The following is a 10,575-nucleotide window of genomic DNA, read 5'->3' as shown; positions in this document are numbered from 1 at the left end:
GGGGCCCTTGTTGACAGACGTCTGTCAACAAGGGCCCCCGCCTCACACCCGGGGCGGCCAGCTACCGTGCAGGCATGGGCAACCCGACCCGGTGGAAGACCGAGACCGACCCCGAGCACTCGCAGTGGTACATCGACCGGTTCCGCCGGCTCGCCGCCGAAGGGGCTGACCTGGCCGGCGAGGCCCGGCTGGTCGATGCCATGGTGGCGCCGCGCTCCCGGATCCTGGACGCCGGCGCGGGCACCGGCCGGGTCGGCGCGGAACTGGCCGCGCGCGGGCACACCGTCGTCGGGGTGGACGCCGACCCGAAGCTGGTCGAGGCGGCCCGCGCCGACCATCCCGGCCCGACCTGGCTGGTCGGCGACCTGGCCGAGCTGGACCTGCCCGCCGCCGGGGAACCCGAACCGTTCGACGCGGCGGTCTGCGCGGGCAACGTGATGACCTTCGTCGCCCCCGGCACAGAGCAGCGGGTGCTCGCCCACGTCGCCGCCCACCTGCGGCCGGACGGGCTGCTGGTGGTGGGCTTCGGCACCGACCGCGGCTACCGGCTGGACCACTTCGACGCCGACGTCGCCGCCACCGCCGGGCTGCGGACGGAACACCGCTTCGCCACCTGGGACCTGCGCCCCTGGCACGACGAGGCGACCTTCGCGGTCACCGTGCTGCGCCGCGCGCCGGAGTGACCCACCCGGCGCCCGCGTCCCCAGGCAAGTGCGGCCGGGCCGGACCGCGCTGAACGAGCGGGCGGGGCGGCGCCGGGGTCAGCCGGGGGCGACCACCGCCCGGGCCGCCGCCGGGTCGAGCGGGCTGCCGGCGGGCACCAGGCTGACCAGGCCGGCGGGCAGGCGTACCGGCCGCACGTCGCGGTAGCCGAGCATCGGCAGCACCGTGCGGTCGGCCAGCACGTACCGGCGGCCCAGATCGGTCACCACGCAGACCGTGCCGCCGCCCGCCCCGGGCGCGGCCACGCTCTCCACCACCGCTCCCCGGCCCGGCTCCACCAGGACGTGATCGGCCAGCGGGACACCGCCGACCGCGGCCCCGGTCCGGGCGGCACCGGCCAGGTCGGGCACGACGGCGCCCAGCCGCACCTCCCGCGCGCCCCCGTCGTCCCCGGTACGGGCGCAGACGCCGTCGCCGTCGACCCCCGCCAGCCGGGGCGGCGACGGGGGCGGGGCGGTCGGCCCCCGGGGCACCCGGTCGGGCTGCTTGGGCAGCTCGGCGAAGCGCCCGAGGGTGAGCTGCTCCGGGGTGCCCTGGCGGGTGCGGGCCAGCAGCAGGCTGGCCTGGAACTCGGTGATCCCGGCCAGCCCGTCCCGCTCGACGACCGCGTACTGCCGCCCGCCGCCGGTGTTGCGGACCAGGTAGACGTCGCCGACGGCGGCGCCGGGAACCCGCCGGGACCGCTCCCCCAGCCCGGGCACCGGCGGCGCGACCAGGTCGCCGCCCACGGCGAGGGTGTTGAGCAGGGCGGGCGCCACCGGGACGCCCGCTCCCGGGTGGCGGCCAGCGCCGCGAGCACCCGGTCTGGGTCGCGGACCAGGTGCCGCCGCTGGTGCCAGACCAGGTGCAGGGTGCCGTCGGGATGCCGGACCAGCAGCCCGTCGTCGCGCAGCGGGCGGCCACCCCGATCAGCTAGCGCCGAGCGTGGCGCGGGACGCTCCCGTTACCTCTCGGTGCACTTTGGTGAGTGCACGGTTGGTAGCCCCGCCTTGCGGTGGGACGGTCCCGGTCTTGCCAGCGGGTGCCGTGCCGGGTTGACGTTTCGTAGCCACCAGCCCCGTGGGTGGGGTCTTATGGTCGGCTCCACGTCCTGCCACCGGGCCACTCCCGGCGGTTGGTGTCTGTGCCGCGAGTGCGGCGAGGTTGCGTGCGGCGTTGAGGTCCCGGTCCAGGATCAGGCCGCACGCCTGACAGTGGTATTCACGCTCGGACAGGGCCAGTTTGGTTTTCACTGTGCCGCATCCGGAGCAGGTTTTCGAGGACGGATACCAGCGGTCGGCCACGACCAGCCGGCCACCATTCCACTGACTCTTGTACACCAACTGCCGGCGGAGTTCGGCGAAGCCGGCGTCGGCGATGTGCCGGGCCAGCCGCCGATTAGCGAGCATGCCGGCCACGTTGAGGTCTTCGACCACGATGGTGCCGTGCTCGCGGGTGAGTCCGGTGGTGAGCTTGTGCAAGCCGTCACGGCGCAAGTTCGCGACCCGGGCGTGTACCCGGCCGAGCCGTGCGGACGCGCGCTGCCACCGGTTCGACGGCCGGCGGCCGGTCCGCCGGTCCGGGCCGGACTTACGCGCCAACGTCCGACCGAGCTGCCGCAGTCGCGTTTGCGCCGTGACGAGGTGACGCGGGTTCGGCACCAGTTCGCCAGTCGACAGCACGGCAAGCTGTGCGATGCCGACATCGACACCCACCACCGAGGACGGACGGGCCGGGCGGTGTTCGGCGCGTTCGACCTCGCAGGTGAACGCGACATGCCACCGCCCACCGTCACGCCGCACGGTTGCGGACATGATCCGGGCGGTTCCGTTGTCCAGGCGGCGGGCGAGTTTGCGGGCGGACTCGTGCAGCTTCAACCGGCCCACCCTTGGCAGCACCACATGCCGACGGTCCGGTTCGACGCGGATCGTGCCGGTGGTGAACCGCACGGCTGGTGTGGTGCGGCGGCGGGACTTGAACCGGGGAAACCCCACCCGCCGGCCCTTACGTTTACCGGTGCGGGCATCGGCCCAGTTCTTGAGCGCGCGGGCCAGGGCGTCCAGGCCGGTGTTGAACGCCTCCTTCGAGCATTCGGTCGACCACGGCGCGACCTCGCCCTTGGCCGCGTTCCACTCCCGCCGCAACGCCGGCAGCGACCACGACACGTTCTCGACGAGCCGGTCGTCCGGAACACCGTAGGTCCGTTCAGCGGCCCGCTGGTCCATGACCGCCTTCACCCTCGCCAGAGCCCAGTTGTGCGCCACCCGGACGGCCCCGGCGTGCGCGAACAGGGCACGCTCCTGCGCCGGGCTCACGTCGAGGGCGAACCGGTACGCCTGGACCGTCCTCACACCGACCCGTCCCGGCCGGTGACAGCGCCGACCGCACTGCGTGCGCGGCCGGCCGCCGTCCGGCGGCCGTAAAGACGGGCACAACTCGGTCAGAATCTCCGTGACGTCACCCACCAGATCGTCGTCGACTTCAGCCGGATCCACCACCAACAACCGGCAGCCCTGCGCCACGAGAGCCGCCTCCACATACTCGACACCGAAACGCGCGAACCGGTCCCGATGCTCCACCACGGTGGTCGCCACCGCCGGATCACGCAGCAAAGCGATCAACTTCCCGCGCCGCCCGTACAACGCTGAACCAACCTCAGTCACCACCCGCGACACCGCCGCATCACCAGGGCGGCGACCGCCCGCTGGACGGTGAACTGGTACGAGTGCAGCTGGTCCTGCCGCGACGGCATGCGGCCCCTTCCGGCGTACGATCGCCGCCCAGGATAAGCGTTCCGTCGATCTCCCGGGGACCCTCCATGGCGGCGGGCGGCCGGGGGCCGGCGGTGCCGCGCCGGCCGGCACCACCGGTGCCCGGGCCCCGGCCTGACGGGGGATCCGCCGCCGGTGGGTCCCGGTCTAGGTTCGCCGGATGACGACCGTCACCGCCCGCCGGCCGGGGCTGCGGCCGGCCGCGCCCGAACGCCGAGCGGTCACCGGTCCGGCCGGCCCGGCGGTCCGGCGGCGGCCCGGTCCGGCGGTGGAGGCGCTGGCCGTCGCCACCTCCGCGCTCACTCCGGTGAGCTGGGCCGGTGTGCTGTTCGGCGGCTGGCTGCTGACCCACGGACCGGTCGGTACCGGCGGCACCGGGGCGGCGGTGTGGGCTGGGTGGCTGACCCTGACCGGCCCGGTGGCGCTGCTGCTGACCGTCGCCGCGGCGGTGACGCTGCGGTGGCGGGGCTCGTCCGGGCCGGCCTCGGTGTTCGGGGCCGTCGCGCTGGTCGGTGTGGTGGGGGCGGCCCTCTGGCCGTGGTGACGAGCGGCAGGAACGCCAGTCCGTGGTGTCGGGGCGAACCCGGGTGGCCGCGCCGCGCCGGCCGGTAGCATCCGGATCACCGAACCGGCCGGAAAGAGGGATCACCCGTGGGCATTCGATTCGAGGAGCTGGCCTGGCGGGAGACCCCGATCGGGGCGATCAGCCTGCGCCGGCGGCGGGACCCGGCGCTCGACGTCGACGTGTACGAGGTGAAGCTCGACGACGAGTACCTGATGTCCAGCCTGTTTCCGGTGGCGGAGATCGAACTGGCCCGGCTCGGCCTGGCCCCGCTGGCCGGCGCGGACCTGGACGTGGTGGTGGGTGGTCTGGGCCTGGGCTACACCGCGCGGACCGCGCTGGAGGAGTCCCGGGTCCGCTCGATGCTCGTGGTGGAGGCGCTCGACGACGTGATCGAGTGGCATCGGGCCGGCCTGCTGCCGTTCGCCGACGGGCTGGCGACCGACCCGCGGACCCGGTTCGTGCACACCGATTTCTTCGCCGCGGCGGACAGCGCGGACGGCTTCGACCCGGACGAGCCCGGGCGGCGCTTCCACGCCGTGCTGCTCGACATCGACCACTCGCCGCGGCACGTGCTGCACCCGGCGCACCAGGCCTTCTACACGGTGCAGGGGCTGCAACGGCTGGCTCGGCATCTGCGCCCGGAAGGGGTCTTCGCGCTCTGGTCGAACGATCCGCCGGACCCGGAGTTCCAGCGGATCCTCACCGAGGTGTTCCCGACCACCGTGGCCCACGTCGTCCGGTTCGCCAACCCGCTGCAACGGCGCGAATCGGCCAACACCGTCTACGTCGCCCGCCACTGACCGGCGTACCGCCGTCCGGGCCGGGCGGTGGTCACCGCCCGGGCCGGACCCCGGCTCAGCCCAGGACCGCCTGCGGGTTCGCCCGCAGAGCGGCGACCAGCGGCGCCGGGGCGGTGGCCGGCGAACCCGCGGCGTACGGCGGGTGCGGGTCGTACTCGATGCCGAGCTGGATCGCCTGGGCGACGGCGTCCCCGGTGATCCGGCCGGCGAGGGTGAGCGCCATGTCGATGCCGGCGGAGACACCGGCGGCGGTGACGTACTTGCCGTCGACCACCACCCGCTCGCTGCTGGGCGTGGCGCCGAGCGCGGGCAACTGGTCCAGGGCCAGCCAGTGCGAGGTGGCCCGGCGCCCGGTGAGCAGCCCGGCCGCGGCCAGCAGCAGCGAGCCGGTGCAGACCGAGGTGGTCCAGGTGCTGGTGCGGTCCACCGCGCGCAGCCATTCGTGCACCGGCTCGTCGGTCATCAGCGCGATCTGGCCCGGGCCGCCGGGCACCACCACGACGTCCGGTCGGGGCGCCTCGGCCAGCGTCGCCTCGGCGGTCAGCCGGAGGCTGCCGACGTCGCTGGTGACCGCGCCGGCGCGGGCGGCGACGAAGACCGTCCGGGCGCCGGGCAGCCGGCTGAGCACCTCGTACGGGCCGACGGCGTCGAGCGCGGTGAACCGGTCGAAGAGCAGGACGGCGATCTGCATGGCGTTTCTCCTCTCAGTCCGGTGCGGCGGGGTGGCCGTCACCGGTCGTGGGCGTCGACGGTGAACGGGATGGTGATCACCCGGCCGTCGGCGAGTCGGAACTGGCCCCACATCCGGTAGCGGCCGGGGCGGGGGAAGTCGGCGTGCAGGTCCAGGTCGGGGCCGAAGGTCTGCCCGGGTAGGGCGAAGACCGGCCGGCCGCGTTCGTCGGTGGTCTCCGCGTGCTCGTGGGCGAAGGTGCGCCCGTCGGCGGACATGACCACCACGTGCCCGGCCGCGGCCAGGTACGGTCGCAGCCCGGTGACTGGGCGGCCGGTGGCCGCGTCGGCGAACCGGAAGGTGAACCGGCTGGGGCCGCCGACCTCCGCGTCACCGGTCAGCGTCACCCGGATCCCGTGGGTCGCCAGCTCGCGGGGGGACACCGCCGGCCGCTGGTGGATCACCTGTGCCGGGTCGCCGACGGCGAACTCGTGCCGGGCCAGCACGTCGGTCAGCTCGCCGCGACGGCGGAACTCGGTGTGCACCAGGTACCGGCCCTGGGTGGGGACGGTGACCGGCACGTCGAACTCGCCGGGCCGGCCCGCGGGCACCGCGTGCACGTGGTCGAAGCTGGCCAGGTCGTCGCGGGTGACGATGACGTGCATCCACGCCTCGTGGTTGCGTACCACGTCGTCGACGGGCCGCCCGGTGGTCGCGTCGGTGACCCGGATGCGCAGCCTGCTCGGGCGGCCGGGGGCGAGGTCGGCGGCCGGGCGGACGTCCACCCGCAGTCCGGCGTCGTCGGCGGGCAGCGGTTCGGTGTCGGCGGTCATCATCGTGCTCATCGCCGGCCGCATCGGCATCCCGGTGTCCTGGGTCCAGGCCAGCACCCCGTTCATCCCGCGCGCCGCGGCGTCGGTGCGGCTCAGCGCGGTGAACCCGGCGCCGACGGCCAGCGCCAGGGCGGCCACCCCGGTCAGGTAGGCGTAGTCGGCGAGCCGGGCGGCGGGCCGGGGCCGCACCGCGGCGACCGTGTCGGGGCGCCGGAACCGGCGCAGCCGCAGCGCGTTGGTCACCACGCTGACCGAGCTCATCGCCATCGCGGCGGCGGCCAGCGCGGGATCGAGCAGGATGCCCCAGCGCGGGTACAGCACCCCGGCGGCCACCGGGATCAGCAGGGCGTTGTAGCCGAACGCCCAGAGCAGGCCCTGCTTGATCGTGGTGACCGTACGCCGGGACAGGCCGATCGCGGCGACGATGCCGCGCAGGTCACCGCCGACCAGCGTCACGTCGGAGGCGGCGATGGCCACGTCCGTGCCGGTGCCGACGGCGATGCCGAGGTCGGCTCCGGCCAGCGCCGGCGCGTCGTTGATCCCGTCGCCGACCATGGCCACCACCGCGCCGCCGGCCCGCAGCCGCGCCACCCGGGCCGCCTTCTCCGCCGGCCGCACCTCGGCGATCACCTGGTCGATGCCCACCTGCCGGGCGACCGCCTCGGCGGTGACCAGGTTGTCCCCGGTCAGCATCCACACGCTCAGGCCCAGCTCCCGCAGCTGCGCCACCGCCGTCGCCGACTCCGGCCGGACCTGGTCGGCCACCCCGACCAGCCCGGCGAGGCGGCCGGCCCGGGCGATGTACACCGGGGTTGCGCCGGCGGCGGCGACCTCGGTCGCCGCGGCGGTGAGCGGGTCGACGTCCACCCCGTGCCGGCGCATCAGCGCGGCGTTGCCGATCCGCACCGCCTCGCCGGCCACCTCGGCCACCACGCCGTGGCCGGGCAGCGCCTCGAACGTGCGCACCGGCGGCAGGGTCAGCCCCCGGTCCCGGGCCCGCCGGACGATCGCCTCGCCGAGCGGGTGTTCGGAGCCCACCTCCGCCGCCGCCGCGTACGCCAGCAGCTCGTCGGCGTCGCCGCCGGCGACCGGACGGACCACGGTGACGTCCGGCCGGCCCCGGGTGAGGGTGCCGGTCTTGTCCAGCACCACGGTGTCCACCCGGCGGGCCCGCTCCAGCGCGTCCCCGCCGGAGATGAGGATGCCCAGTTCGGCCGCGCGGCCGGTGCCCACCATGACGGCGGTCGGGGTGGCCAGGCCGAGCGCGCACGGACAGGCGATGATCAGCACCGCGATGGCCGCGCCGACGCCCAGGGTGAGCCGGCCGCCGTCCGGGCCGAACGCCGCCCAGCCGGCGAAGGCCAGCAGGGCCAGGCCGATGACCGCCGGCACGAACCAGGACGACACCACGTCCACCAGCCGCTGCATCGGCGCCTTGGCGCCCTGCGCGTCCTGCACCAGCCGGACGATCTGGGCCAGGGTGGTGTCCTTGCCGACCGCGGTGGCCCGGAACACCATCGACCCGGTCGTGTTGACCGTCGACCCGATCACCACGTCGCCCACGGCGCGGGTCACCGGCATGCTCTCCCCGGTGACCATGCTCTCGTCCACGGTGGACGAGCCCTCGGCGACCACCCCGTCGACCGGCACCTTCTCCCCCGGGCGGACCCGGACCAGGTCGCCGACCACCACCTCGTCCGCCGGCACCTCGACCTCGACCCCGGCGCGCAGCACCCGGGCCGTGCGCGGGCGCAGCCCGGCCAGCGCCCGCACGGCCGCCCCGGTGCGCCGTCGGGCCCGGGCCTCCATCCACCGGCCGGCGAGCACCAGCGCGATCACCACGACCGAGATCTCGAAGTAGACGTGCAGCGGCAGGCCGAGCCGCTCCGCCGCGGCCGGCCAGAGGGTCACGAAGGCGCTGTACGCGTACGCGACGGTGGTGCCGAGCGCCACCAGGGTGTGCATGTTGACCCCGCCGTGCCGCGCCGCCGCCCAGGCCGCGGCGTAGAACGGCCGGCCGACGTGGAACTGCACCACGGTCGCCACCACCAGCAGCAGCGGCATCAGCCAGTCCATCGCGTCGACGGACAGCGGCAGGTACATCAGCACCATCATGGCCAGCCCGGTGCCCAGGGTGAGCTGCCAGGTGTGGCGCAGGCGGCGCACCTGACGTGCCGCGTCGGCCGCCCGGTCGTCGGCCGGCCCGTCGGTGGCCTCGCCGGCCGGCGCCCCGGCGGCGGGCGACGTGCCGGTGCCGGCCGGCCGGGCGTCGACCGGGATGCTCGCCCGGTAGCCGGCCCGCCGGACCGTCGCCGACAGCTCGGCCACCGTCACCCGCCCCGGGTCGTAGCCGACCCGCGCGGTCTCGGTCGCCAGGTTCACCTCGGCCCGCTCGACGCCGTCCAGCCGGGTCAGCGCCCGTTCCACCCGGCGTACGCAGGAGGCGCAGGTCATCCCGCCGATCTCCAGCGTGCCGGCGAGCACGGTCGGTGTCGTCATCGCGCTGCTCCTCTCGTCGGGGGCCCGCTCGCCCCGCTGACCGGCCCATCCGGCCCGGTGCCCACACGCTCCCGGCCGGCACTGTCCGGGACCTGTCCGCTGCGCGCCCCGGCCGGGCGGCGGGCCGACAGCGGGCGGACAGCGCGGGCCGGGAGCGTGCGGGGCGACGGCGGCCGACCGGCCACCGCACCGAGCAGGCAACGGTGGCCGGCCGGCCACCCCACCAAGAAGGAGTGATCCCCGTGACCGAGCTCGTGCTCTCCGTACCGAAGATCAGCTGCCCGCGCTGCGTCGCGGCCGTGCGGGAGGAGGTCGGCCTGGTGGCCGGCGTCCGCGCGGTGACCGTCGACCTCGCCGACCGCACCGTCCGGGTCACCGGCGACGCCGACCCGGACGCCGTGCGGGCGGCGATCGGCGAGGCCGGCCACCAGGTCGTCTGAGCGGGACGGGAGGCACCGCTGATGGAAACCGTGCTGGACACCGTGATCGTCGGGGGCGGACAGGCCGGCCTCGCCCTCGGCCACCAGCTGCGCCGGGCCGGCGTCGCGTTCGCGATCCTGGACGCCCACCCCCGGGTGGGGGACGCCTGGCGGCGGCGCTGGGACTCGCTGGCCCTGTTCACCCCACGCCGGTACGACGCCCTGCCCGGCCTGCCGTTCCCCGGCGACCCCGACGGGTACCCGGGCAAGGACGAGGTGGCCGACTACCTGGCCGGCTACACGGCGCACTTCGGCCTGCCGGTCCGGTCGAACTGCCGGGTCACCTCGGTACGTCCCGGGCCGGCCGGCGGCTTCGTCGTGGACACCACCGCCGGTCCGCTGCGGGCGGCGCGGGTGGTGGTGGCCAGCGGCGCGTTCCACACCCCTGCGGTGCCGGCGCTCGCCCGCCGGCTGGATCCGCGCGTCGCGCAGGTGCACAGCAGCCACTACCGCGCGCCGGCGGGACTGCCCGGCGGGAACGTGCTGGTGGTCGGCGGCGGCAACACCGGCGTCCAGCTCGCCGCCGAGCTGGCCGGGCACGGCCGGCGGGTGACGCTCGCCGCGCCGACGCTCGGGCCGGTGCTCCCGCAGCGCTGGGCGGGCCGGGACATCTTCTGGTGGTTCTCCCGCACCGGCACCATGCGGCTGGGTCCGCACAGCCGGCTCGGGGCCCGGCTCGCCGCGCAGAACCCGATCATCGGCACCGACGTGCCGGCCCTGCTGGCCCGGGTGCGCCGGGTCGGCCGGGTGCTCGACGCCGACGGCGACCAGGTGGTACTCGCCGACGGGGACCGGTCACCTGTCGACGCGGTGGTGTGGGCCACCGGGTTCCGCCCGCACTACCCGTGGCTGCACGTGCCGGTGCTGGACCCGTCCGGCGCGCCGGTGCACCGGGACGGGGTGACCGACTGGCCGGGGCTGTACTTCCTCGGACTGCCCTGGCAGCGTTCCCGCGGCTCGGCGGTGCTCGGCTGGGTGGGCGGGGACGCCCGGTTCCTGGCCGACCGCCTCGCCGTTGGACCGCCGGGCCGCCGCCGGTGCCGCGCTGGCCCCGGCCGGCTGATCCGGCGTACGGACGCCGGGCGGGCAAGCCGCCGACCGGCGGTGATCGTCGCCCGAACGGCCGGTCGATCGCCGTGGGCGGGCCGCCGGGCGGCCCAATCGTACGGGCCCTCGCCGGGCTGTCCTCGGACAGCCAGGTCAGCAGCACGTCATTGTGCTCGGTAGTCGGCGACTGGGCGAGGGCGGCCCCGATC

General features: G+C 75.6%; 8 protein-coding genes and 2 pseudogenes. 5 read left to right on the top strand and 5 right to left on the bottom strand.

Features of this window, described 5'->3' with window-relative positions; translation table 11 throughout:
* The first annotated feature begins 74 nt into the window (after window positions 1-74).
* On the top strand, window positions 75-683 hold the full coding sequence (locus tag AB0H57_RS31835; protein WP_357512370.1) for a class I SAM-dependent methyltransferase: 609 nt from the start codon (window positions 75-77) through the stop codon (window positions 681-683).
* A gap of 78 nt (window positions 684-761) precedes the next feature.
* Here the strand turns inward: AB0H57_RS31835 and AB0H57_RS31830 are convergent.
* The 3 genes and pseudogenes from AB0H57_RS31830 to AB0H57_RS31820 form a co-directional block, all read right to left on the bottom strand.
* Window positions 762-1,615: pseudogene (locus AB0H57_RS31830) on the bottom strand (type VII secretion protein EccB); the annotation flags it as partial.
* A gap of 16 nt (window positions 1,616-1,631) precedes the next feature.
* On the bottom strand, window positions 1,632-3,053 hold the full coding sequence (tnpB, locus tag AB0H57_RS31825; RefSeq protein WP_357512369.1) for an IS607 family element RNA-guided endonuclease TnpB: 1,422 nt from the start codon (window positions 3,051-3,053) through the stop codon (window positions 1,632-1,634).
* A pseudogene (locus AB0H57_RS31820) lies at window positions 3,050-3,377 on the bottom strand (IS607 family transposase); the annotation flags it as partial. The pseudogene AB0H57_RS31820 and the gene tnpB, both read right to left, overlap by 4 nt.
* A 256-nt stretch (window positions 3,378-3,633) precedes the next feature.
* Between AB0H57_RS31820 and AB0H57_RS31815 the strand changes: the two are divergent.
* On the top strand, window positions 3,634-4,017 hold the full coding sequence (locus AB0H57_RS31815) for a hypothetical protein (RefSeq protein ID WP_357512368.1): 384 nt from the start codon (window positions 3,634-3,636) through the stop codon (window positions 4,015-4,017).
* A 107-nt stretch (window positions 4,018-4,124) separates the two neighbouring features.
* Window positions 4,125-4,838 (top strand): spermidine synthase, encoded by a 714-nt coding sequence (locus AB0H57_RS31810; protein ID WP_357512367.1) that lies wholly within the window; start codon window positions 4,125-4,127, stop codon window positions 4,836-4,838.
* A 55-nt stretch (window positions 4,839-4,893) separates the two neighbouring features.
* Here the strand turns inward: AB0H57_RS31810 and AB0H57_RS31805 are convergent, their stop codons facing one another.
* Together AB0H57_RS31805 and AB0H57_RS31800 are read right to left on the bottom strand one after the other, a co-directional pair.
* Window positions 4,894-5,529 carry a DJ-1/PfpI family protein gene (locus tag AB0H57_RS31805; RefSeq protein WP_357512366.1) on the bottom strand — a complete coding sequence of 212 codons (636 nt, stop codon included), beginning with the start codon at window positions 5,527-5,529 and terminating at the stop codon, window positions 4,894-4,896.
* A 38-nt stretch (window positions 5,530-5,567) separates the two neighbouring features.
* Window positions 5,568-8,840, bottom strand: coding sequence for a heavy metal translocating P-type ATPase (locus AB0H57_RS31800; RefSeq protein ID WP_357512365.1), 3,273 nt, complete (start codon window positions 8,838-8,840; stop codon window positions 5,568-5,570).
* A 242-nt stretch (window positions 8,841-9,082) separates the two neighbouring features.
* Here AB0H57_RS31800 and AB0H57_RS31795 point away from each other — a divergent pair, with 242 nt between their 5' ends.
* Window positions 9,083-9,280: a heavy-metal-associated domain-containing protein gene (locus AB0H57_RS31795; RefSeq protein ID WP_357512364.1), complete on the top strand. Its 198-nt coding sequence runs from the start codon at window positions 9,083-9,085 to the stop codon at window positions 9,278-9,280.
* 21 nt (window positions 9,281-9,301) lie between these two features.
* Window positions 9,302-10,546, top strand: a complete 1,245-nt coding sequence (locus AB0H57_RS31790; RefSeq protein ID WP_357512363.1) for an NAD(P)/FAD-dependent oxidoreductase — start codon at window positions 9,302-9,304, stop codon at window positions 10,544-10,546.
* Window positions 10,547-10,575 lie beyond the last annotated feature (29 nt).

This window comes from Micromonospora sp. NPDC050686 (assembly GCF_040654475.1).
In the GTDB taxonomy this organism is placed as follows: Bacteria; Actinomycetota; Actinomycetes; order Mycobacteriales; family Micromonosporaceae; genus Micromonospora.
The sequence above is the reverse complement of the archived record's forward strand: the minus strand, read 5'-3'. Positions and strand labels throughout refer to the sequence as shown.

Excerpts from the sequence above, each read along its gene's own strand:
- AB0H57_RS31835 (WP_357512370.1), top strand. The coding sequence starts at position 75 with ATGGGCAACCCGACCCGGTGGAAGACCGAGACCGACCCCGAGCACTCG.
- AB0H57_RS31815 (WP_357512368.1), top strand. The coding sequence starts at position 3,634 with ATGACGACCGTCACCGCCCGCCGGCCGGGGCTGCGGCCGGCCGCGCCC.
- AB0H57_RS31805 (WP_357512366.1), bottom strand. The coding sequence starts at position 5,529 with ATGCAGATCGCCGTCCTGCTCTTCGACCGGTTCACCGCGCTCGACGCC.
- AB0H57_RS31800 (WP_357512365.1), bottom strand. The coding sequence starts at position 8,840 with ATGACGACACCGACCGTGCTCGCCGGCACGCTGGAGATCGGCGGGATG.
- AB0H57_RS31790 (WP_357512363.1), top strand. The coding sequence starts at position 9,302 with ATGGAAACCGTGCTGGACACCGTGATCGTCGGGGGCGGACAGGCCGGC.